Origin of the sequence: Novosphingobium sp. HR1a (genome assembly GCF_015594425.1) — a bacterium.
Classification (GTDB): Bacteria; Pseudomonadota; Alphaproteobacteria; order Sphingomonadales; family Sphingomonadaceae; genus Novosphingobium; species Novosphingobium resinovorum_A.
This window is the reverse complement of record NZ_JABXWS010000046.1, coordinates 17,324-38,625: the sequence shown is the minus strand read 5'-3', so window position 1 is coordinate 38,625 and position 21,302 is coordinate 17,324. Positions and strand designations below refer to the sequence as shown.

The 21,302-nt window shown below is 66.2% G+C and carries 19 protein-coding genes, 1 tRNA gene and 1 pseudogene; 12 read left to right on the top strand and 9 right to left on the bottom strand.

Annotated elements, in window-relative coordinates; all coding sequences use genetic code 11:
* Positions 1 to 128: 128 nt before the first annotated feature.
* The 5 genes from HWN72_RS11715 to HWN72_RS11695 form a co-directional block, all read right to left on the bottom strand.
* Entirely contained in the window at positions 129 to 1,445 is a 1,317-nt protein-coding gene (locus HWN72_RS11715; RefSeq protein WP_008831426.1) for a cytochrome P450, read from the bottom strand.
* On the bottom strand, positions 1,445 to 2,644 hold the full coding sequence (locus HWN72_RS11710) for an amidohydrolase family protein (RefSeq protein WP_008831425.1): 1,200 nt from the start codon (positions 2,642 to 2,644) through the stop codon (positions 1,445 to 1,447). Before HWN72_RS11710 ends, HWN72_RS11715 begins: the two co-directional genes overlap by 1 nt.
* Positions 2,645 to 2,875: 231 nt before the next feature.
* Positions 2,876 to 4,060, bottom strand: a complete 1,185-nt coding sequence (locus HWN72_RS11705; protein ID WP_036523542.1) for a thiolase family protein — start codon at positions 4,058 to 4,060, stop codon at positions 2,876 to 2,878.
* Complete coding sequence (locus HWN72_RS11700) at positions 4,057 to 4,446, bottom strand: Zn-ribbon domain-containing OB-fold protein (protein WP_008831634.1); 390 nt, start codon at positions 4,444 to 4,446, stop codon at positions 4,057 to 4,059. The genes HWN72_RS11705 and HWN72_RS11700 overlap by 4 nt, the downstream gene beginning before the upstream one ends.
* A complete protein-coding gene (locus tag HWN72_RS11695) occupies positions 4,446 to 5,678 on the bottom strand; it encodes a CaiB/BaiF CoA-transferase family protein (protein ID WP_248005965.1) in 1,233 nt (410 codons plus the stop codon). Before HWN72_RS11695 ends, HWN72_RS11700 begins: the two co-directional genes overlap by 1 nt.
* A gap of 93 nt (positions 5,679 to 5,771) precedes the next feature.
* Between HWN72_RS11695 and HWN72_RS11690 the strand changes: the two genes are divergently transcribed.
* Positions 5,772 to 6,842, top strand: a complete 1,071-nt coding sequence (locus HWN72_RS11690; RefSeq protein ID WP_211150354.1) for an aminoglycoside phosphotransferase family protein — start codon at positions 5,772 to 5,774, stop codon at positions 6,840 to 6,842.
* Between the two features lie 109 nt (positions 6,843 to 6,951).
* Here HWN72_RS11690 and HWN72_RS11685 read toward each other — a convergent pair whose 3' ends face one another.
* Together HWN72_RS11685 and HWN72_RS11680 are read right to left on the bottom strand one after the other, a co-directional pair.
* Positions 6,952 to 9,516: a TonB-dependent receptor gene (locus tag HWN72_RS11685; RefSeq protein WP_008831637.1), complete on the bottom strand. Its 2,565-nt coding sequence runs from the start codon at positions 9,514 to 9,516 to the stop codon at positions 6,952 to 6,954.
* A 337-nt stretch (positions 9,517 to 9,853) separates the two neighbouring features.
* Complete coding sequence (locus tag HWN72_RS11680; protein ID WP_172705128.1) at positions 9,854 to 10,573, bottom strand: dienelactone hydrolase family protein; 720 nt, start codon at positions 10,571 to 10,573, stop codon at positions 9,854 to 9,856.
* 137 nt (positions 10,574 to 10,710) lie between these two features.
* Between HWN72_RS11680 and HWN72_RS31710 the strand changes: the two genes are divergently transcribed.
* The 5 genes from HWN72_RS31710 (at position 10,711) to HWN72_RS11655 (ending at position 15,356) form a co-directional block, all read left to right on the top strand.
* Positions 10,711 to 11,433, top strand: coding sequence for a TonB family protein (locus HWN72_RS31710; protein WP_305798387.1), 723 nt, complete (start codon positions 10,711 to 10,713; stop codon positions 11,431 to 11,433).
* Between the two features lie 91 nt (positions 11,434 to 11,524).
* Positions 11,525 to 12,571 carry a mannose-1-phosphate guanylyltransferase gene (locus HWN72_RS11670; protein ID WP_211150368.1) on the top strand — a complete coding sequence of 349 codons (1,047 nt, stop codon included), beginning with the start codon at positions 11,525 to 11,527 and terminating at the stop codon, positions 12,569 to 12,571.
* Between the two features lie 10 nt (positions 12,572 to 12,581).
* Positions 12,582 to 13,418 carry a class I mannose-6-phosphate isomerase gene (locus HWN72_RS11665; protein ID WP_008831256.1) on the top strand — a complete coding sequence of 279 codons (837 nt, stop codon included), beginning with the start codon at positions 12,582 to 12,584 and terminating at the stop codon, positions 13,416 to 13,418.
* Between the two features lie 6 nt (positions 13,419 to 13,424).
* Positions 13,425 to 13,877: a DUF2721 domain-containing protein gene (locus tag HWN72_RS11660; RefSeq protein WP_248005964.1), complete on the top strand. Its 453-nt coding sequence runs from the start codon at positions 13,425 to 13,427 to the stop codon at positions 13,875 to 13,877.
* 225 nt (positions 13,878 to 14,102) lie between these two features.
* The gene (locus HWN72_RS11655) at positions 14,103 to 15,356 is read left to right on the top strand and encodes an MFS transporter (protein WP_211150352.1); all 1,254 of its coding nucleotides are present in this window, start codon (positions 14,103 to 14,105) and stop codon (positions 15,354 to 15,356) included.
* Between the two features lie 53 nt (positions 15,357 to 15,409).
* Here HWN72_RS11655 and HWN72_RS11650 read toward each other — a convergent pair whose 3' ends face one another.
* Positions 15,410 to 17,170 carry a fatty acyl-AMP ligase gene (locus HWN72_RS11650; RefSeq protein WP_211150351.1) on the bottom strand — a complete coding sequence of 587 codons (1,761 nt, stop codon included), beginning with the start codon at positions 17,168 to 17,170 and terminating at the stop codon, positions 15,410 to 15,412.
* Between the two features lie 150 nt (positions 17,171 to 17,320).
* On the opposite strand from HWN72_RS11650, the gene HWN72_RS11645 reads away from it, so the two are divergent.
* The 5 genes and pseudogenes from HWN72_RS11645 to HWN72_RS31815 all read left to right on the top strand — a co-directional run.
* Positions 17,321 to 17,896, top strand: a complete 576-nt coding sequence (locus tag HWN72_RS11645; protein ID WP_036523562.1) for a regulatory protein RecX — start codon at positions 17,321 to 17,323, stop codon at positions 17,894 to 17,896.
* Complete coding sequence (locus tag HWN72_RS11640; protein WP_036523565.1) at positions 17,897 to 18,388, top strand: DUF192 domain-containing protein; 492 nt, start codon at positions 17,897 to 17,899, stop codon at positions 18,386 to 18,388. It begins immediately after the preceding gene.
* A gap of 200 nt (positions 18,389 to 18,588) precedes the next feature.
* A complete protein-coding gene (locus tag HWN72_RS11635; protein WP_008830825.1) occupies positions 18,589 to 19,335 on the top strand; it encodes an SDR family oxidoreductase in 747 nt (248 codons plus the stop codon).
* Between the two features lie 60 nt (positions 19,336 to 19,395).
* Positions 19,396 to 19,803, top strand: coding sequence for an NADH:ubiquinone oxidoreductase subunit NDUFA12 (locus HWN72_RS11630; protein WP_008830824.1), 408 nt, complete (start codon positions 19,396 to 19,398; stop codon positions 19,801 to 19,803).
* A gap of 124 nt (positions 19,804 to 19,927) precedes the next feature.
* Positions 19,928 to 20,227 (top strand): annotated as a pseudogene (locus HWN72_RS31815) (DUF2155 domain-containing protein); the annotation flags it as partial.
* A gap of 35 nt (positions 20,228 to 20,262) precedes the next feature.
* Here HWN72_RS31815 and aat read toward each other — a convergent pair.
* Entirely contained in the window at positions 20,263 to 21,072 is an 810-nt protein-coding gene (gene aat / locus HWN72_RS11620) for a leucyl/phenylalanyl-tRNA--protein transferase (protein ID WP_289357395.1), read from the bottom strand.
* Positions 21,073 to 21,185: 113 nt separating this feature from the next.
* Here aat and HWN72_RS11615 point away from each other — a divergent pair.
* Positions 21,186 to 21,261: transfer RNA gene (locus tag HWN72_RS11615), tRNA-Trp, on the top strand.
* Positions 21,262 to 21,302 lie beyond the last annotated feature (41 nt).

Sequence of the window (21,302 nt, the reverse complement as noted above, 5' to 3'; positions counted from 1 at the left end):
TTTCCCGTCATCCCAGCGAAAGCTGGGACCGCTGGCCTGTTACGGCCAACTATCGTTCAAACGCCCTGCCGAGGGTTGGGTTTTACACGGCCAGCGGTCCCAGCCTTCGCTGGGATGACGGGGTAAGGTTACCGCAGCAACACCGGTAGTCCCGACACGCCCTGCTGCTCCAGCCCGCCGGTCATGAACGGCGCGGGCGCTTCGGGATCGAGCCGCAGGTTCGGGAAGTGATCGAGCAGCGCGTTGATGCCGCGATTGATCTCCACCCGCGCCACGTTCATGCCGAGGCATCGGTGCGTACCGAACCCGAAGGCAAGGTTGGTCTTCTTCGGCCGGAACAGGTCGTATTCGTCCGGGCGGTCCCAGCGCGCGGGGTCGCGGTTGGCCGGGCCGAGGCCGAGTTCCAGCACCGCACCCTTGTGGATCGCGTGGCCGTAGAGTTCGGTGTCCTCCATCACCATGCGGTAGAAGTAAGGCGCCGTCGGATACCAGCGCAGGCTTTCCTCCACCGCATCGTCCACCAGCGAGCGGTCGGCGCGCACCGCTGCCAGTTGCTCGGGATGGGTGAGCAGGGCGTAGAGCGCGATGCCCATCTGCCGCCACGAGGTGCCGCCGCCCGCGACCATCACCAGCTTGACGTGCGCCATGATCTCGCGGTCGGTGAGGGCACGCGGTTCCTCGCCCGGCATCTGCAGTTGCATCGTGATGAGGAAGCTGACGAGATCGTCCTTCGGCTCCTGACGGCGGCGCGCGATCAGGCCCAGCACGGTGCTCTCGACGATCTTCGCGTTGGCCTGCCGCTGCTCCATCGTCACCGTCCGGCTCGAACTGGTGGAGTTGAGGTAGGCGTGACGGAAACGCAGCGCCTCGTCGCCGTCGAGGCCGATGGCGGTGGTGATCGTGTAGACCGGGATGCGCGCGCAGTAGTCGAGGTTGAGGTCGGCGCGATCTGCCCGGCTCATGCGGGCGATCAGGCGTTCGATGATGGTGTCGATGGTATGCTCGCGCCACCAGCCCATCGCCTCGGGCATGTTGAAGCGCGGCTGGATGGTGCGGCGATAGGCGCGGTGGACCGGCGGGTCCATTTCGAGAATGCCCATAGTCTTCTCGCCGGCCGGGTTGTCGTGGCCCTGCACCGAGTTGGAGAACACCGCGGCATTGCGCAGCGCGGCTTCCACCGCCTCGAACGACAGCACCGTCCAGTGCGGACGTCCGGCCGCGCGCGCATGGCGCTCGTGCAGCGGCAGGCCGAGCAGTTCGCGCAGGCGTCCTTTCAGCACCGGGCCTTCATCGCGCAACGCGTGGATGCGCGGCATTATCTCGGCCACTTCCACGAGGTTGCCGATCGCCTCAGCCTCGCGGCGCACGTCGTAGAGTTCCTCGTAGAGCGGGTCGTCGGCGGTAAGAACGTCGTCGTTCTCGGGCGCGGTGGGGGTGTCCAGCATCAGGCGATCCCCAGCAGCTTGCAGGCGTTGTCGTGGATGATCGCGCGCACGTCCGCCTCGGGCACGCCTTCGAAGTCGCGCAGGATGACCTCGCGCGATTTGGGGAAGGTCGTCTCCGAGTGCGGATAGTCCGAGGACCACATGATGTTCCGCGCGCCCGGCAAGTCGCGGTTCAGGATGCCGGTGCGATCCTGGATGAACGAGCCGTAGACGTTGCGGTCCATGTAGTAACTGGGCGGATGCTTGAGCTGGCTCTCGGTCCAGAAGCGCTGCCGTTCCCAGGTGCGGGTGATGTATTCGGTGTACCACGCGAACCAGCCCACGCCGCTCTCCATGCTGCCGATGCGCAAGTCCGGGAAGCGGTCGAAGATGCAGTTGAAGATGAAGATGCCGATCGGTTCGGCCATCGCCATCTTGCTCATCGGCATGTCGGGCAGGAAGAACTCCTTCTGCCCGAAGCGCGGCACCCGCGCGCCGAGGTGGAAGGTGATGACGAGGCCGTGGTCGCACACCGTCTTCCACAGCGTGTCGAACGCCGGGTCGGAATATTGCAGCGCGCCCTTGCTGTCGCCGGTCAGCGCCGAGACCTGGCCATCCTTCATCGCGGCGATGCCGGACGAGGTCTTCCAGGCGTCGGGGTTCTGCGGGAAGGCGGGCAGGTTGATGGCGCGAAAGCCCTTCTTCGCGAGCCGGGTGACATGCGCGCAAGTCTCGTCGATGTCGCGCATCGGCACGTAGCCGACGGGATAGAGCCGGTCAGGCGCCACCGAGGCGAAGTCCATCACCCAGTTCTGGTACGCCTCGTAGCTGGCGACGTAGAGTTCGTTGTCGAACGAACCCAGCGGCCCGCCGCCGAACAGCAGCGCGGCATCCATGCCGTCGGCGTCCATGTCGGCGAGGCGGGTGGCGGGCTCCCAGACCGTGCGCTGGTCGGCGAGGCGGCCCTTCATCTTGAAGTTCTTGCCCTCTCGCCCGGCCTGGTTGTTGATCATCATGAAGGGGCGGCGGTTGCCCTCGAAGCAGATGTAGTCCCCGTCCTCGGCGTGGTCGATGAAGGGCGCGCGGTCCTTGAGGTGGGCGGGGAGGTAGTCCTTCCACATGTCGTGCGGCGGATCGATGTGCGCGTCGGCGTCGAAGATCGGGCCGTACTGCCAATCGGTGGCCGCATTCGTGCGGATCGCGGGATCTGCTTCGCTCATGTCCGGTTCCTCTCGTCCCGTCCTATTATTCTAAATTGCGAATTGATTATCGCATTAGTGAATGATTCGGTCAAGGTGTGGTGGCGGTAGCGTCGTCCCGGACTTGATCCGGGACCGCTGGGTACTTTTGAGGTGAGAGCTTGCGATGGGCCACTGCGACGCTGCGGCTTGACGCGAGTTAGGCGTCGCCTCGCCAGCGGTCCCGGATCAAGTCCGGGACGACGTGCCAGTTCAATCCCGCCGCAGGATCATCGCGCCGTAGCCATAGCCGCCGTTGGAGACGATGCAGGTCCGCGCGTCCCGCACCTGCCGCCCGCCGCCGCGGCCCCAGAGCTGGACGGTCGCCTCATGGATGTGCCCATAGCCGTGGAACCTCCCGGCGGAGAGCTGGCCGCCGCCGGTGTTGAGCGGCAGTTCGCCGTCCAGTGCGATCCGCTGCCCGCCCTCGGTAAAGCGGCAGGCCTCTCCCTTCGGCACGAGGCCGAGCGCCTCCAGCCACATCCACACGTGGATCGAGAACCCGTCGTAGATCTGCGCGCAGTCCATATCGGCGGGCGTGAGGTCGGTGCGCTCCCACAGCATCGCTCCGGCGCGGTGGGCGGCGGGTAGTTCGGTGAAGTCGCCCTCGTGGCGGCCAACCCACAGCCCGCCCACGGCCATGCCCATTGCCTCGATATGGAGCGGCGGATTGCGCAAGTCCTTCGCCGCATCCCGGTGCGACAGGACGATCGCGGTCGAGCCGTCGATATGGCTGTCGCAGTCGAACAGCCTCAGCGGCGAGGAGATCACCCGCGCCGCAAGATAATCGTCGAGGGTGAGCGGCTTGCGGTAGATCGCATTGGGATTGTGCGCAGCGTTGGCGCGGTTGTTGACGGCGATGGCGCCCAGTTGCGCCTCGTCGGCGCCGTACTTGTCGAAATAGGCCTGCGCATAGAGCGCGAAAGTGTTGATCGGCGAAAGCGCGTTGTAGGGCACCGTCCAGGCGTTGTTGCCGTCCACCCGGTCACGCGCGCCGGACATCAGCGTGGATGCGCGCGACACCAGCCGTGCCTGCGCCTGCGCCACGCTGCGAAACACCACGACATGACGGGCGAGGCCGCAGGCGATCGCGGTCACCGCGTTGAAGATCGGCGCCATGTGGCTGAACCCCTCGGCGGAGGCGAGAATCCAGCGTGGCTCGATGCCGAGCACGGCGGCCGCTTCGGAGGGGCTGACGGGCGCGATCCCCCCGCCTTCGCTGCTCTTGCCGGGATATGTGGCGATCCCGTCGATGTCCGAGGGAGAGAGCCCCGCGTCGGCAATGGCGGCGAGGCAGGCGTCGGCGGTCAGTTGCAGCGCGGCGCGGGGGGAGGGACGGCCGACCTCGGACTGCGCGGCGCCGGTGATGCACACCTGCTTTTCGGGGAGGAGGGTCATTCCCTGTCCTCCCGGAACATTGGCAGCCAGACATCGTCGTGGTGCTCGAACTCGACCGTCAGCGGCATGCCGATGCGCACCTCTTTCCCAAGGACATTGGTGAAGACGTAAAGCTGTGCCTGCTCCGCCAGCTCGACGACGCCGAACACGAAGGGCACGTCCAGCCCCGGCACCCACGCCTCATGGTTCACCGTGTAGCTGGCGAGGCGGCCCTTGCCGGAAACCGGCGCGGGGGCGACGGCCTCGCTGCCGCAACCCGAGCAGCGCGGGAAGGGCGGGTGCTGGTAGGTTCCGCATTGTCCGCAGCGCTGGATGCGCAAGCGCCCGTCCGCTCCGCAAGTCCAGTAGAAGGCGGTTTCCGGCTCCAGCTTCGGCAGCTTGCGCATCAGAACACCACACCCTGCACCTTGAGGTCGATGATCTCGTCCTCGGAGTAGCCCAGGCTCTCCAGCACCGCGTCGCTGTGCGCCCCGAGGTCGGGCGAGCGGGTGGAGGACAGCGGCGTGCCGTCGAACACCATCGGCAGGCCGATCATCGGGATCTGCGTGCCGTCGCCGTAGTCCACGCGCTTGAGGTAGCCGTTGACCTGCGCCTGCGGATCGTCCTTCATTTCGCCGACGTCCTGCACGACGTCCCACTGGCCCGACTGGCGCGAGAGGATCACCTTCCATTCGGCGAGCGTCTTGCCGGCGAACAGCGCCTTCACTTCGGCATAGCAGGCATCGATGTTCGCCTTGCGTGCGGCGGCGTCGGCGAAGCGCGGGTCGGCGGCGAGGTCGGGCCGTCCGGCGGCTTCGCAGAAGGGCGCCCAGTACTTGTCGGCCTGCAGCATGCAGAGCGCGAGGAAACGCCCGTCGGCCGTGCGGTAGTTGCTGACGAGCACGTTGTTGGGCTTGTCGGCGGGCGGCTTGGGGAACTTCTGCACCCCGTCCGCCGTCGCCTGGCAGACGTAGCGCTGCATCGACCACAGGGCGGTGCCCAGCAGCGAGACGTCCACAGCCGAAGCCTCGCCGGTCAGCGCCCGCTTGGCGATGGCGGCGCAGATCGCGCCCGACAGCATCGCGCCCGATATCGTATCGCCGAATGCCGGTCCCGGCGGACCTACCGGATGCGGCGCCTCGGGCTCGGTCAGCGAGGACGAGATGCCCCCGCGCGCCCAGAAGGTGATGGCATCGTAGCCGCCTTTCTCATGGTCGGGGCCATTGGGGCCGAGCGCGCTGCCGCTGGCGTATATAAGGCCAGGATACTCCGCCCGGATCGTCTCCTCGTCGATCCGCATCGTCCGCCGCGCCGGGGGCAGCAGATTGGTGAGGAACACGTCGGCGTCCTCCAGCAACCGGTCCAGCACCGCGCGCCCGGCCGCCTGCTTGAGATCGAGCGTCACCGAGCGCTTGCCCCGGTTGTAGCTCTCCCACGAATAGTCGATTTTCCCGCCGCCAAGACCGCCGATCGAAAGCCCCCGCAGCGGATCGCCGGTCGGCGGCTCGATCTTGATCACGTCGGCGCCAAGGTCCGCCAGCATCCCGCCGCAAGCCGGCACGAAGGCCCACATCGCGACTTCCACGACCTTGATGCCTTCCAGCGGCTTGCCCATCGGCCTCTCCCGTTCTGTTACCATCGCTTGACCGATGAAATTCTATATTGCGAAGGATGGACCGAAATGGCGAATTAGGTCAAGCCGAAGGAATAGATATCGGGAAAGGGAAAAGGCATGTCTCAAGTCCTCGAAAGGCCGCGCCCGGCGCAGCCGCAAGTCACGGTTCCGGCGACGCTGGAACAGGCGCTCGATCCGCAGTGGCTGGCGGGAGCGCTGGGCAAAATCGCGGCCGGGCGCGCCATCGCGCAGGTCGAACAGGTCGAAGTGATCCGCACCGTCGCCACCAAAGTGCGCTTCGCCGTCACCTTCGAAGACGGCGAGCGGCTGGGGTTCTGTCTCAAGGGCCTGCTCGACGTGGACGCGATGACCGCGCGCGGCGGGCCGACCTGCGTGCTCGAGTCGGACTTCTACAACAAGGTCGCGCCCGTGATCGCCGTGCGTGTGCCCGATTGCGTCGCCACCGTGATCGACCGCGAGGCGCAGCAGGCCGTGACGATCATGCGCGACCTCATCGTCGATGGCGCGCGGTTCTGCTCGGCGCTCGATCCCTTCACGGCGGACGACGCGCTGGAGAGCCTGAAGCAACTCGCCCTGCTCCATGCGCGCAGCGATTTCCTCGATGGCGCCGACTGGATTCGCCCGCGCGCGGCGGACCTAGCGAAGATGAGCTACGTCACGCCCGAGGCCTTGCAAGACCTGCTCGACGGACCGCGCGGCGACAACCTATCGCCCCGCGTGCGCAGCGCCGCCAATCTTGCGGCGGCGATCAGGGAACTCGCCGCGCGCGACGGCGGGCGGCCGCAGTTCATGATCCATGGCGACGCCCATGCGGGCAACGTCTTCCGTACGCCCGAGGGCATGGGCGTGATCGACTGGCAACTGCTCCAGCGCGGGGGCTGGGCGCTCGACGTGGCCTATCACCTGAACGCGGTGCTGCCGACCGAAGTGGCCGAGGTCGAGGAGCGCCGCCTGCTGGGCGAGTACCTCTCGATGATGCGCGGGCACGGAATGGACATGCCGTCCGAAGCGGACGCCTGGATGCAGTACCGTGAAGGCGTGACCTACGGCTATTACCTATGGTCGATCACCCGCCGCGTCGATCCACCGATCATTGTCCAATTCGTCGATCGGCTCGGCAAGGCGGTGATGCGGCACGACAGCTTCGGATTGCTGGGCGCCGCCTAGCTTCCCATGAAAAGGGCCACGCCGGCGACGGCGTGGCCCAAGGTCCGGCCGCGAAGGGCCGTAACGAAACCCCGCGCACTCGGTAGCGCGGGGTTCGTGTCGTGCAAGATCAGCGCCCGAAGGCGTACTTGAGGCGCACCCCGTACATGCGCGGCGGGCCGTACATGAAGTCGCCGATACCCGAAGAATCGTAGCCGCCGCCCGACGTGGTGCGATAGTGCTTGTTGGTGACGTTCTGCGCGAAGACGACCACGTCGAAGCCCGAGCCGCCCACGTCGGTGATGCCGGCATTGAGGTTCAGCAGGCTGTAGCCGGGGATCTGCAGGTTCCCATCGACGAACTGTCTGGCCGTATACGTGAAGACCACCCCGAAGTTCAGCTCACCGATGTTGTCGCCCAGCGGAACCGAGTAATCGCCCGAGAGCGTCAGCTTGTGCTTGGGCGAGTAGGTCAGCGGACCTCCGATCCGCCCGCGCGGGATGATCTGCAGGAAGGGGCTGTCCGCCGAGAGCGTGGGCGTGACGAGGTCCTTGAGCTTGGTGTCGAGGTAGGCATATCCCGCCGAGAGCCGCAGCCCCTGGAACGGGGTCACGCCTGCATCCACCTCGACGCCTCTGATGACGGATTTACCCGCGTTGATGATCGCCGAGCCGCCGACCAATCCGCTTTCGGGCTTGGGAATGAGCGCGCCGAATACCTGCTGGTTCGAGAAATCGTTCCAGAACCCGGCGACGTTGAGATAGCCGGGCAGGGCTCCGCGGAATGTCAGCTTGGCGCCGACCTCGTAGGCATCGACTTTCTCGGGAAGGGCGGTCTCCAGCCCCGGATTGGTGAAGTTCACCGTACCCTGGCGATAGCCGCGCGCGTACTTGGCATAGATCAGGGTATCGGGCGTCGGCTTGAAGTCGAGGTCGATCAGCCACGTCGGCTTGTTCGACTTGACGGTGATCCGCGTGCCGCATGCCGTCAGGTCGCCGCCGTTGGCGATCAGATTGACGGTCGCATGGTTCAGGTTGTCGTTGCACACCCAGTTCGAAAGCACGTAGCCGACACCGGGCACGCTGGCGAACACGCGGCGATTGCTTTCGGAATAGCCCGCGATCTTGTCGAACGTCCAGCGCCCGCCAAGGGTCAGTGCCAGCTGGTCCGTGAAGCGATAGGTGCCTTGCGCGAAGACACCGTGGTTGTCGAACGCCAGTTGCGTGCGCGATTCCGAGATGATGGTGCCCGGGATCGGGGCGCTGTCGGACAGTGGCAGGCCGCCCGAGCAGTTCAGGACCCCCGGATCAACGCAGTTGCCGTAGATTCCGGTACGTTGCTGGTTGTAGCCGAGCGGCCGGCTGAATTCGAGATAGCCGCCGACCACGAAGTTGAACTTGCCGTCGGCCGAGCGCCCCTGGATCTGCAGTTCCTCGGTGGTGGTGGATTCTGCGGCCGCATCGTGGCCGGGCTGGGTGCCGAGCTGGATGTAGTCGAACGGCTGGCCGATCTGCGGGCCTCTGCGCGCCGCGTAATAACGGGTGATCGCCGTGTCCGGCACCGTGAAGTTGTCGCTGTAGAGCTGGAACTGGCTCTGCTCGCGGTATTCGCCGTAACTGACGATGTTCTTGATCGTGATCGTGTCGCTGGCTTGCCAGGTCGTCGTGTTGATCGCCTGCCAGGTGCGCAGGAACATGCGCGGGTCGGGATCGCTCACATCGACGTCGAGAGGGCCGTCGCCGCGCGCGGTCTGACGGGCGATCTGGTCGCAGGCGGCCAGCGAGGTGTAGTAGCGGCTGATGCTGTACTTGCTGCCGTTCGGGTTGATGGGTGAGATCGTCGCCGGGTTGATCTGACGCGGATCGCCGGGGTTGGAATCGCAGAACTCGTAGTGCGAAGCATAGCCGTTGGTGTCCGAACGGCTGTAGTGGAAGATCGTGTAGTTCTCGAGGTTCGGGGTCAGGTCCGCAACGACGCTGAGACGGCCGTAGAAGTAATTGACGTCGTTGAAGTCCTTCGGGCCGACGCCAGAATGGTTTTTCATATAGCCGTCGCGCTCGTTGCGGTCGATCGCGACGCGGACCTTGAAGGTATCGGCCAGCGGTGCGTTGAACATCGCCTGGACGCGCTTCTGGTCGTAGTTGCCGTAAGTCCCCTCGATCGAGGCTTCGAGCAGGTCGGTGGGCTTGGCCGGCACCAGCAGCACGGCGCCGCCGGTGGTGTTGCGGCCCTGCAGGGTGCCTTGCGGGCCTTTCAGCACCTGCACGTTCTGGAGGTCGGTGAAAGCGCCCGCGCCGACGGTGTTGCCGCCTGCCGTGCCACCCTGCGCGCGCACGCCCACGACGTCGGCGAAGTATACGCCCACGGTCGGCGCGGTCGAGGCGTCCTGGTTGAAGCCGCGGATGGAGAACGTCGATTTCTCAGGCCCGTAACGCGTGTTGACCGAGAGCGAAGGGGTGAAGACCGCAAGGTCGGAGGCGACCGCGATGTTGCGCTTCTGGATCTGGTCGCCGCTGAACACGGTGATCGAGATCGGCACGTCCTGCAGGCGTTCTTCGGTACGACGGGCGGTGACGATGATCTCGTCCGGGTTGATGCCCTGCGCCATTAGCGGCGTCGCCGTCAGCCCCGCAAAGGCGATTGCCGGGACCGCGACGCTGCTGGTGAGCCGGCTCCTGAAATTCCTTGCACTCATGATTTCTCCTCTCCTCCGGAAACATTGTTCTCGTTATCGGCAGACGGTTCTGCGGGACGGCCGGCTCTTGCCGGTCCGCGCGGGAGTTTGGGGATAATCGAAATGGGGAAGCGTCCGGATCCGGCATGGCCGGCCAGCGATCGACGCCCCCGTCAGCGCCTGTTCTCTCTCCCTGGTGCCGATGCCCGGCAGACCTTCTTGCTTGAGGGAAACACTACGAATCCCTCGTCTGTTTGCAAGGATAACTGTGAGACATTCAGTTCACAAATGGGAATTATACATCGAAAATACGAATTAATCCGAGAGCGTGGCGCAATTGTAACACCTGTTCAGCAAATCATGCCGAAAGGATCACTTCGAGCAGGGCGAGAGTGCCGCTCCAGGCAATTCGATGTGCCGCCGCGTCATATTCTATCCCCTCGGCGATACCGTCGTGATCGGGGTCGGTGAAGGCGTGGCGGGCGCGTGCGAACTCGGTCGCGGAGTAGTTCGCACCGGCCAGATCGAGTTCTGCGCGCACCGCATCGAAGTCGGCGCGCGGCACGTAAGGGTCGCGGCCGCCGGTCCAGATGGCTATGTGCGGCCTGACGGTGCCGGGCGCAGCCGGTGCATGCGTGGCGAGGAGGCCATGAAAGCTCGAAACCGCCCGGACCGGTGCGCCGCTGCGGGCGAGTTCGAGGACGCACTTGCCGCCGAAGCAATAGCCCACCGCTGCGACCCGCTCGGGATCGACGCCGGGCAGGGCGCACACTGCCTCGAACCATGTGACGACGCGCGCGCGCAGGGCTTCTGGCCGTTCCATGAGATCGGCGAAGTGTCGGCCTGCCGCCTGCGGCGTCGAGATGTCGGCGCCGCGCGCGTACATGCTGGCAGCGACCGCGACGTAGCCGGCCTTGGCAACCGCCTGCACCGCCGCTTCGAAGCTGGGGCCAGGGCCAGTGGCTCCCGGGATCATCAGCACCGCCGCATGGGGGCCGTCGCTTTGCGGCCGGGCCACGAAACCTTCCAGTGCGATCCCTTCGTGGTTGCAGGCAACCGGTTCGAATCTGTCGTCCATCGCCATGGCTGCTCCTCATTATCGCATATGTGAATGATGTGTCGCAGAAAGGAATGATTGGTGGCCCGGGCCTTGTCAAAGCCGGACTTTGTCAAAGGTTGCGCCGGCTTGCACGCCCGTGCGATCACCGGCCGATGATGCGCAGCGGATATCGGCAGGAGCACAAACCGCGCTGGAAGATCGCGGCGGTCGTGCTGCTGATCCACGTCGTCGTGATTGCCGGGCTGGTGCGGGCGTTCACTCCGGACCTCGCCGCGCAAGTGGCGCGATCGGTGACGCGGGCCTTCACGATTGCGGCCGAACCTCCGTCGCCGCCCGCGCCTGTCCCCTCTTCCGCACCGAGCAGCGCAGCCCCGCGCGAAGAGGGCGCAGCCGCCGCTGCGGGTCGCAAGGCGGACCCGCGCCCGGTCCCGGCGCCCAGGACGCCCGTGGTCGTCCGCCCCGCGCAAGCTCCTCCGGTGGCGGGCAAAGGCGCGGAAAACGCTGCCGGAGCCACTGCGCAGGGCGAGGGCACGGGGGCGTCGGGCTTCGGTTCGGGCACCGGCGCGGGCGCAGGCGGGGATGGCACCGGCGGCGGCGCATCGCCGACGGTGAAGGTGGCGGGAGACATCAATTCGGCGAAGGACTACCCCCGCGCCACCCGGGACTTGCGGGTCGGGGCATCGGTGACCATCGACCTCAGGGTAGGAACCGATGGCCGCGTCGCCGCCTGCCGAATCGTGCAGCCCAGCCCGGACCCGGAGGCGGATCGCATCACCTGCGACCTCGCGATGCGCCGTTTTCGCTTTCGCCCGGCAAAAGATACTGGCGGAAAAACAGTAGAAGCGATTTATCGCTGGCGTCAGCGCTGGTTTTATTGACGTAGTATACAAGCGCGACGTTGCATTGCAGCATTGGGCGGCTATGACCATCGAACTGGTATCCGTCACCGGACGAGCGAAACTTTACCCTATGTCGATCCTTGTTCCCGTCATTCTCTGCGGTGGCAGCGGCACGCGCCTGTGGCCGCGCAGCCGGGCTGCCATGCCCAAGCCGTTCCTGCCGCTGGTCGGTGACAGCACCCTGTTCGAAGCGGCGCTGGCCCGTTGTCCCGGCTCGGGAGGCTTCGCGGCCCCGGTCGTGGTGACCGGCCACAAGCACCTCGCCCACGTCGAGGCGCAATTGGGCGCGGTCGAGGGGGCGCAGGTGATCGTCGAGCCTTCGGCGCGCAACACCGCCGCCGCCATCGCGCTCGCTGCCTGCCGCCTGCCCGAGGACGCGGTGATGCTCGTGTGTCCGAGCGATCACCACATCGGCAATACCGAGGCTTTCGCGGTCGCCGCAGCCGCTGCGGCGGGGTTGGCGCAGCAGGGCTGGCTGGTGTCCTTCGGCATCGAGGCGACGGCGCCCGAAACCGGCTTCGGCTACCTCAAGCGCGGCGAGGCAATTCCCGAGCACGGCGGTTTCCGCACTGCGCAGTTCGTCGAGAAGCCGGACCTTGAACGCGCCAAGGCATTCCTTGCCGAAGGGATCTACGCCTGGAACGGCGGCATCTTCGCGTTCCGGGTGAAGGACTTCCTTGCCGAACTGACCGCGCACCGGCCCGACGTGGCCGCAAGCGTGGCCGAGGCGGTGGCGAAGGGCGCCGAGGACGGCCAGCGCTTCCACCCGGACGCGGCGACCTTTGCCGAAGTGCCCAGCGTCTCTGTCGACTACGCGGTGATGGAGAACACCACCCGCGCGGCGATGGTGCCCGCCGACATGGACTGGTCCGACATCGGCAACTGGCAGGCGCTGCACGAGGCGCTGGAAAGCGATGAGCACGGCAATGCGGTGCGCGGTTCGGGCACGGTCGAGATGGTCGATTGCCGGGGTGTGCTGGTCGACAGCGACGGTCCGCGAGTCTCTGTGATCGGGCTGGAGGACGTGATTGTCGTCGTCGATGGCGATGACATCATGATCACTACGGTTGCCGGCGTGCAGAAGGTGGGCAATCTTTCGGGCGCTAGGAATCAGTGAGTATTCGTCGATGACCAACGCCCGCGCTTCCTCCTCGCTGCCGATCCGACAGGTCGAGAAGCCCTGGGGCCTGGACGTCCTGCCTGCGCCGTTCGAGGCGCCCGAGGGCCAGCGCATCGGCGAAATCTGGTTTGAGCCGCCCGCCGCTCTGCCCGAGCTTCTGGTCAAGTACATCTTCGCCAGCGAGGCGCTGTCGGTGCAGGTCCACCCCTCCGATGCGCAGACGCTGGCCAAGGGCATCGGGCGGCAGGGCAAGGAGGAATGCTGGCTGATCGTCGCTGCCGAGCCGGGCGGCAAGCTGGGCATCGGCTTCGACCGGGAGATCGGCGAGGACGCGATGCGCGCCGCCGCGCTCGACGGGTCGATCGAACACCTGATGACCTGGCACGAGGTCGTGCCGGGCGACTTCTTCTACATCCCGGCCAATACCGTCCATGCCATCGGCGCAGGCGTTAGCCTGATCGAGGTGCAGCAGAACAGCGACATTACCTATCGCCTCTACGACTACGGCCGCCCGCGCGAGCTGCATCTGGAGGACGGGATGGCGGTATCGCACGGCGAGCCCTATTCGCGCGAGAAATGGTTCAAGCACGTGCCGCTGGACGGCTCGCAGGTGCTGGTCGATGGCCCGCTCTTCGTGCTGGACCAGATCGCGGGCGTGCCGTCGCAGGAGATCGCGATGCGCTATCCCGATACACTGCTGGTGATCCCGCGCGAGGGCGCGGTCGAAGTCGCGGGCGAGTTCATCGCGCCCGGCAGCTGTGCGCTGGCGATGAGCGTCGCCGACGTACGATTTGCGGAAAACGGCGTTTGCCTGCTGACGAGGCCCTGTAAAATCGCGTCCTGACGGTGCATGAAGGGGGACATGATCGTCCAGACCATCCAGTTGGCACTGACGCCGGTTTTCGTGCTCGTGGCCATCGGCAATATCCTCAACATCCTCTCGACGCGGCTCGGGCGCGTGGTCGATCGCGCGCGGCTCCTGCAGGAGCGGCACGGCACCACGCAGGGCATGGAGCACGACATCGTCGTTAGCGAACTGCGGCTGGTGAACCGGCGCATGACGCTGATCACCCAGGCGGTGCGCTTCATGGTGCTCTCGGCGCTGGCGATCGGCGTGACGGTGGCGGTGCTGTTCCTGTCCGGCCTTGGCGGGATGGACTGGCATGCGGCGGCGGCGGTGACCTTCCTTGCGGCGATCGTGCTGCTGCTCGTCGCGCTCGTGCTGTTCCTGCGCGAAACGCAAGTGGCGGCCGACGCACTGCGCATCCCCAGCGACTATCTGGAACTTCATCGCCACATCTGAGAATCCGTTTGAAAATTCGTCGCAGGCGAATTTCGCGGCACCGGCCCACGCCCCCACCCGGCCTCCCATCAAGTATACTTCCGTGGGAGGCCGGGTGGAGGCGTGGGCCGGTGCCGCTAAGAAAATGCCCTCTTGGGCATTTTCCAAACAGACTCTGAAACGCTATCGCCGCCGCGATTGGAGTTCACGCGCTTTGCCCTAGTCTCTCCGGCGGGAGAGACAATCATGGGCGACGGCAGGGCACTACAGGAATGGAAGCGCGGCTGGCCGGTGGTCGTCGCGGCGATGGCGGGGTTCTCGTTCTTCTCGGTGCTGATCTCGGCGACCGGGCTGTTCATCGAGCCGCTGGAACGGGCTTTCGGATGGGACCGGGCGACGCTGTCGATGGGACCGGCGATCGCGACCGCAGTGACGGCGCTCCTGTCGCCTTTCTACGGTGCGCTGATCGACCGCTTCGGCTCGCGGCGGCTGGGACTGCCGGGGGTCGTCGTGACGATGGCGGGCACTTGCATGTTCGCCTTCGCCAGCGGATCGAAGCTGCAGTGGGTGGTGATGTGGATCGCCTTCGGGCTGATCCTGACCTCCATCAAGTCGACGATCTGGACGACGGCGGTAGCAGGCACGTTCGACAAGGGCAGGGGCCTTGCGCTCGGCCTTGCCGTGACCGGCCCGGCCATCGCGCAGACGCTGGTGCCGCCGCTCGGCAACTTCCTGATCGAGAGTTTCGGCTGGCGCGCCGCCTATGTGTGGTTCGGGCTCGGCTGGGGCGGGGTGACGCTGCTGGTATGCTGGCTGTTCCTGCGCGATGCCCACGATCGGCGGCCGAAAGCGGACGGGGCCGCGCGCGCCGTGCTGCCGGGCCTGCACAAGCGTGAGGCACTGCGAAGCCGGGCCTTGCTTCAGGTGGCGGTGTCGTCCTTCGTGGTGATGGCGATGACCATCGGGCTGGGCATCCACCTTTTTCCGATCCTCACCGAAGCGGGCGTAGCGCGCAGCGAGGCAGCTTGGTTGCTGTCGCTGGGCGGCATAGCGGGCATCGTCGGCAAGCTGGTGACCGGGGCGCTGCTCGACCGGTTCAGGCCGAACTGGACCGGCAGCCTGACGATGGGGGTGACGGCGGTGACGTTCGTGGTGCTGATCCGCTTCCTCGATTCGATGCCCGCGCTGATCGCGGCGCTCGTGATCAACGGCTATGCGGCGGGCTCCAAGACGCAGATCACTGCGTTCCTGACCGCCGGATATGCGGGGATGCGCAATTTCGGGATGATCTACGGCGTCATGTCGGCGCTGGTGGCGCTGGCTTCCGGGCTTGGCCCGTGGATCGCGGGGAAGGTCTACGATACCTCGGGCGGGTACGAGCCGTTCCTCTGGGCGGGTGCGGTTGGCTGCGTTGTGGGCGGGGCGCTGCTGCTGGCGCTGCCGCCGATGCCGAAATGGGATCAGGCAGACGCTGAGTCCTCCCCGGAACGCGGACAATAAAAAAGCGGGGCGCCTTTCGACGCCCCGCCTTCTGTTCCATTGTACCGGAACGATCAGGCCGCCAGCTTGAACGGCTCGATCTCGCCCGAAAGGTACAGCTTCTTGGCCTTTGCGCGGCTGAGCTTGCCCGAGCTGGTGCGCGGCAGGCTCTTGGGCGGCACCAGTTCGACCACGCAGTTCATGCCGGTGATCGAGCGCACCTTGTCACGGATCAGGTCGCGCAGTTCGACGCGCTTGACCGGATCGGAGACGCGGCAGTGGACGAGCACGGCGGGGGCTTCCTCGCCGTTGTCCGTCTCCACCGAGAACGCCGCGATGTCGCCGTGGTTGAAGCCGGGAAGCTGCTCCACGGCCCACTCGATGTCCTGCGGCCAGTGGTTCTTGCCGTTGATGATGATCATGTCCTTGGCGCGGCCGACGATGAACAGGTAACCGTCCGTCATGTAGCCCATGTCGCCGGTGTCCAGCCATCCGTCGACGAGGCACGCGGCGGTCGCCTCGGGGTCGCGGAAGTAGGAATGCATCACCGACGTGCCGCGGCACCAGACCTTGCCGATCTTGTGGTCGCCCAGCGTGTCGCCGTTTTCGCCGCGGATCACCACTTCCATGTCGCGCACGGCCTTGCCGCAGTTGACGATGGCGCGGTAGCGGGCCGGGCGGTTGAGATCGCGCGGGGCGCCCGAGAGGCGCTCCTCCTCGACGAGTTCGACGCGGATGCCTTCGCCCGGCGGCATGACGGTGACCGCCAGCGTGGCTTCGGCCAGGCCGTAGCTGGGCAGGAAGGCGGATGCCTTGAAGCCCGCATCGGCGAAGGCGTTGACGAAGCTCTGCATCACGTCCGGGCGGATCATGTCCGCGCCGTTACCGGCGATACGCCAGCGCGACAGGTCGAAGCGATCGCTGACGGGGCTCTGGCTGGAGATGCGACGTGCGCAGATGTCGTAGCCGAAGGTCGGCGAATAGGACGCCGAGGTGCCCTTGTTGCGGGTGATGAGGTCCAGCCATGCCAGCGGACGACGCGCGAAATCCTCGGTCTTGAGGTAATCGGCCGAGACCTGGTTGGCGATCAGCGACAGGAAGCAGCCGACGAGGCCCATGTCGTGATACCACGGCAGCCACGAGATGCAGCGGTCGCTGTCCTGGAACTGCATGCCGTGCGCGTGGCTGGCAAGGTTCGACAACAGCGAGCGGTGAGTCACCGCGACGCCGTGCGGGAAGCGGGTGGAGCCCGACGAATACTGCAGGTAGCAGATATCGTCCGGATCGGCCTTGGGCAGCGCGACTTCGGGCGCATCTTTCGCAGCGAAATCGGCCCAGGTGGCATGGGCACAGCCCTGACGCTCGGCCGCAGCGGCGGTCATCGTGGCGATCTCGTCCGGACCGATCAGCAGGATCGGGTCGGAGCTGGAGAGCTGCACGGCCAGCTGGTCGATGTAGTTGTCCTTGCCGCCGAAGCTGGTGGGCAGCGGCAGCGGCACCGGCCAGGCGCCCGCGTAGACCGCGCCGCAGAACAGCGCCGCGAAGTCCACGCCGGTTTCGGCGATGAGGGCGATGCGATCGTCCTTCTTCACGCCGCGCGCGATCAGCGCATAAGCGACCTTGAGCGCGTCTTCACGCAGCTCCGAGAAGGGGTAGACGCGCGTGAGCGTGCCGCGCGGATCGTGGAAATTGAACCCGCGTTTGCCTGTGGCGGCATAGTCCAGGGCGTCGCCAAAAGTGGCGAAATCGGCGAAAATGCGCGGCAGCGCATCCTCGTTGGGGGTGGGGATAAGTGCCTGCCCCGTATTCGGCACCAGTTCGATGGTGTCGGCCATATGATCTAACCCGTTGTAGTTATACCGTTACTCTCGCGAGACCGGCGCTTCTATCCGGTCCAATCTGAACCGGAGGTAGCTGTGTTGCGTCCCAGTACGGTCTCACGCACTCTCCCCAATCCAAGCCGACTGTGGCACGAATAGGGCAGCATGTCGGACAAGCGTCGCAATCCACAGCGTGGACCACACCCACTCGACCCATCCCGTCTGGAGGAACTGGCGCTGGCCTATGTCGCGCGTTTCGCCACGACGCAAGCCAAGTTGCGCGGTTATCTGCAGCGCAAGCTGAGGGAGCGGGGCTGGTCGGAAGAGGCCCAGGCGGAAGGACGGGGCCCCGATGTTGAGGCGCTGGTCGAGCGCTATGCACAGAAGGGCTACGTCGACGATGCCTCGTGGTCGCGGATGAAGGCGGGCAGCCTGCTGCGGCGTGGCTATGGCGCGCGCCGGGTGGGCGAGGCGCTGGGGCAGGCAGGCGTGGACGAAACCCTGCGCGCCGAGGCGCGGCCCGGCATTGCCGAGCAGCGCCGCGCGGCGCTGGTGCTTGCGCGGCGGCGCCGGTTCGGTCCTTTCGCCGTTCAGGTTGCGGAAGACCCCAAGGTGCAAGATCGGCAACTCGCCGCGATGCTGCGCGCCGGGCACCCGCTCGACATCGCGCGCCGGATCGTCGAGAGCGAGGACGCCGACGCGCTCGAGGAATGGTGCGAGTCGGAATTCGGAGACTATTGAATGCGCCTTACCCGCTCCACGCTTGCCGTTTCGCTGCTGCTGGCCTTCGCCGCGTGCTCGCAAGGGGGGCAGGAGGCCACGGCCAAGGCGTCACAGGCACAAGCTGCGGTGCATCCGATTTCCGGGCTGCCGGTCAAGGACCTCAAGGTGAAGTCGGCGAACGGCACCCACGCGTTCCGGGTGGAGGTCGCCTCGACGTTCAAGGAGCAGGAGCACGGGTTGATGTTCCGCTCCGAGATGGGCGCGGACGAGGGCATGATCTTCCCCAACAAGCCGCCGCGCCGCTCTGCTTTCTGGATGCGCAACACGGTGATCCCGCTCGACATCATCTTCATCGGCACCGACCACCGCATCCTCAACATCGCGGCGAATGCGGTGCCTTATGATGAGACGCCGCTGCCTTCGGATGGCATCGCTGCGGGCGTGCTGGAACTGAACGGCGGCCGCGCGGCGCAGCTCGGCATCAAGGCGGGCGACAAGGTCAGCTGGTAAAGGGTCAGCTGGTAAGCGGGCGTCATCCCACCTCCTTCGTCATTGCGAGCGTAGCGAAGCAATCCAGGGCAGTTTTGAACCGCCCTGGATTGCTTCGCTACGCTCGCAATGACGGGGATTGAGACGCTGCCCAATATACGAGGTGCCTCCCGCGTCCCGTCTGCCCTAGCTTGCCTCCCGAACGACATGGGGAGAGACGAATGGGTTCGCTGACGGGAAAGACGGCGCTGGTGACCGGCGGTTCGCGCGGGATCGGCCGGGAGGTGGCGCTGAGGCTCGCGGCGGACGGCGCGCGGGTCTGCATCAACTACAACAACAATGCGGCCGCTGCCGAAGAGGTCGTCTCGGCGATCCGCGATGCCGGGGGCGACGCCTTCGCCCTGCAGGCCGACGTCGGTTCGGCCGAGGCCATCGCGGCGATGTTCGCGGCCTTCGATAAAGAGGCGGACGGCCTCGACATCCTCGTCAATAACGCGGGCATCGGCGAGATGGCGACGATCGCCGAGACGGACGAGGCGCTCTACGACGCGATGATGCGGGTGAACGCCAAGGGGCCGTTCTTCGTCACGCAGGCGGCGCTGTCCCGGCTGCGGGACGGTGGGCGGATCGTGAACCTTTCGTCCATGGTGGCGCGTGCGGCTTATGCCTCGTGCGTCGCCTATGCCATGAGCAAGGCGGCGGTGGAGCATTTCACCCGCTCGCTGGGGCAGGAGCTGGGCGCGCGCGGTATCACCGTCAACGCGGTGGCGCCGGGCGCGACGATCACGGATTTCGCGCCCGCGCTGTTCAACGATCCGGCGACGGTGGACTATCTCGCCTCGGTCGCGGCGCTCGGGCGGGTGGGGCAACCGGGCGACGTCGCGCGGGTGATTGGCTTCCTGTGCGGGCCCGATGGCGCATGGGTGACGGGTCAGGTGATCGAGGCGAGCGGCGGGATGCATTTGTAGCACCCGAAGGTGCCTCTTCGCGCTTGCGTTGGGGGGCGCTTCGGGGCTAGTGCGCGGCACATGGGAATCCTGTCCAAGATCTTCACCTGGTGGGACGGCGCCACCATCGGCACCTCGCTCTGGAGCTCGCGCAATGGCGAGCATGTCGGCACTGACGCGCAGGGGAACAAGTACTATCGTTCCAAGAACGCGAAGGTGAAGACCACCGAGGGCTGGGATCGCCGCTGGGTGATCTACGCCGGCGCCAACGACGCCAGCAACGTCCCCGCCGAATGGCACGGCTGGCTGCACCACTCGTACGATGGCGTGCCCGAAAGCCATCTGCCCGCGCCGCGCATCTGGGAAGTGGACTACACCCCCAACGCCACCGGCACCGCGACCGCGTATCGCCCGCAGGGCGCGCTGGAGCGTGGCGGCCGCCGCGCTGCCGCCACCGGCGACTACGAAGCCTGGTCGCCGGAAGCCTGAGGGCTCACGCGTGATTCGCTGGAGGGCTTTGACGGCACTCTCGTTGCTGTCGGTCCTGACGGCCTGCGGTGGTGAGCCTGCGCCCGAGGCGCAGGACACCAGCGTCCCGGATGCCATCGCCGGAATGCAGGCCGGTCCTGCACAGGCCGCGAAAGGCCAGCAGATCGGCACGCCCAACAAGGACCGCGTGGTCACGCTGGGCGTCCTCAACAAGCGCAACAACCTGACGCAGGACCTGGTGATGAAGCCGGGCGAATCGCGCCGCCTCGGCAATCTCGTCGTGAAGGTCGCCACCTGCGAGAAGACGCTTCCCTGGGAAAAACCGCAGGAAGAGGGCGCCTTCGTCCAGGTCTTCGTCGAGCAACGCCGCACGACCGAGGAAAAGCTGGCCTGGAACAAGGTGTTCTCCGGCTGGCTGTTCAAGAACAACCCCGGCGCCAACGTGGTCGAGCACCCGGTCTACGACGTCTGGGTCAAGAGCTGCGCGATGAGCTTCCCGGGCGAAGAGGCCAGTCCGCAGGACGACGCGTCGCCGAGCAGGGCCTCGAACGCCTCGGGCAGTGAGAGCACTCCGGCCCCTACCGCGTCGCCGAGCGCTTCTCCGACGGCGGCCGATCCCGAGCCGGTCGAGGAACCCGCTGTCGAGCAATAGCCCGACTGGGCTGCCTGCAGCAGCGCCAGATATGTCTTCTGCGGCATCTCCACCGCGCCCAGCGAGGCGAGGTGGGAGGTCATGAACTGGCAGTCGAGCAGGGTGATGCCGCCCCGTCGCAGCGCCGCCACCAGCCAGCACAGCGCCACCTTCGACGAATCGCTGACGCGCGAGAACATCGATTCGCCGCAGAACACCCGGTCGAAGCCGACGCCGTAGAGCCCGCCGACCAGTTCGCCCTCGCGCCAGACCTCGATCGAATGCGCGTGGCCGAGGAAATGCAGGTTCTCGTAGCTGGCCTGGATGCGGTGGCTGATCCAGCTATCTCCCCCGTCATCATTGGCATCCCCGTCGCGCGCCTGTCTCGGCGCTGCGCATTCGTCCATGACTTGCGAGAAGGCGCGGTTGCAGGTCACCTCGAACCGCCCGCGCTTGAGCGTGCGGGCGAGGGAGGAGGATACGCGAAGCCCATCGAGCGGCAGCGTCGCGCGCAGGCGCGGTTCGATCCAGAAGATCTCCGGATCGTCGCGCGCGTCGGACATGGGAAATATCCCGCTGCGATAGGCGAGCATCAGGAGTTCAGGCTCGATGATCGGATTTGAGCGGGGCGCGTGCACGAAAACGTCCTAGCAGATGGGGATAACGAGCGCGAATCGACATATTCGCTCCGCCGGTCCACAATCGCCGCTTGCCATCACGCAAGTCCTTCATTAGAGGCCCCCGAGCCCGCAGGAGTGTAGCTCAGTTGGTAGAGCATCGGTCTCCAAAACCGAGGGCCGTGGGTTCGAGTCCCTCCACTCCTGCCAGCATCTTCCCAAGATCGCGATAATCTTCCCTTCGGGGAGAT

Bases quoted from the DNA above. Each gene is read 5' to 3' on its own strand.
- HWN72_RS11715 (WP_008831426.1), bottom strand. From the start codon at position 1,445: ATGCTGGACACCCCCACCGCGCCCGAGAACGACGACGTTCTTACCGCC.
- HWN72_RS11710 (WP_008831425.1), bottom strand. From the start codon at position 2,644: ATGAGCGAAGCAGATCCCGCGATCCGCACGAATGCGGCCACCGATTGG.
- HWN72_RS11705 (WP_036523542.1), bottom strand. From the start codon at position 4,060: ATGACCCTCCTCCCCGAAAAGCAGGTGTGCATCACCGGCGCCGCGCAG.
- HWN72_RS11700 (WP_008831634.1), bottom strand. From the start codon at position 4,446: ATGCGCAAGCTGCCGAAGCTGGAGCCGGAAACCGCCTTCTACTGGACT.
- HWN72_RS11695 (WP_248005965.1), bottom strand. From the start codon at position 5,678: ATGGTAACAGAACGGGAGAGGCCGATGGGCAAGCCGCTGGAAGGCATC.
- HWN72_RS11690 (WP_211150354.1), top strand. From the start codon at position 5,772: ATGTCTCAAGTCCTCGAAAGGCCGCGCCCGGCGCAGCCGCAAGTCACG.
- HWN72_RS11685 (WP_008831637.1), bottom strand. From the start codon at position 9,516: ATGAGTGCAAGGAATTTCAGGAGCCGGCTCACCAGCAGCGTCGCGGTC.
- HWN72_RS11680 (WP_172705128.1), bottom strand. From the start codon at position 10,573: ATGGACGACAGATTCGAACCGGTTGCCTGCAACCACGAAGGGATCGCA.
- HWN72_RS31710 (WP_305798387.1), top strand. From the start codon at position 10,711: ATGCGCAGCGGATATCGGCAGGAGCACAAACCGCGCTGGAAGATCGCG.
- HWN72_RS11670 (WP_211150368.1), top strand. From the start codon at position 11,525: ATGTCGATCCTTGTTCCCGTCATTCTCTGCGGTGGCAGCGGCACGCGC.
- HWN72_RS11665 (WP_008831256.1), top strand. From the start codon at position 12,582: ATGACCAACGCCCGCGCTTCCTCCTCGCTGCCGATCCGACAGGTCGAG.
- HWN72_RS11660 (WP_248005964.1), top strand. From the start codon at position 13,425: ATGAAGGGGGACATGATCGTCCAGACCATCCAGTTGGCACTGACGCCG.
- HWN72_RS11655 (WP_211150352.1), top strand. From the start codon at position 14,103: ATGGGCGACGGCAGGGCACTACAGGAATGGAAGCGCGGCTGGCCGGTG.
- HWN72_RS11650 (WP_211150351.1), bottom strand. From the start codon at position 17,170: ATGGCCGACACCATCGAACTGGTGCCGAATACGGGGCAGGCACTTATC.
- HWN72_RS11645 (WP_036523562.1), top strand. From the start codon at position 17,321: ATGTCGGACAAGCGTCGCAATCCACAGCGTGGACCACACCCACTCGAC.
- HWN72_RS11640 (WP_036523565.1), top strand. From the start codon at position 17,897: ATGCGCCTTACCCGCTCCACGCTTGCCGTTTCGCTGCTGCTGGCCTTC.
- HWN72_RS11635 (WP_008830825.1), top strand. From the start codon at position 18,589: ATGGGTTCGCTGACGGGAAAGACGGCGCTGGTGACCGGCGGTTCGCGC.
- HWN72_RS11630 (WP_008830824.1), top strand. From the start codon at position 19,396: ATGGGAATCCTGTCCAAGATCTTCACCTGGTGGGACGGCGCCACCATC.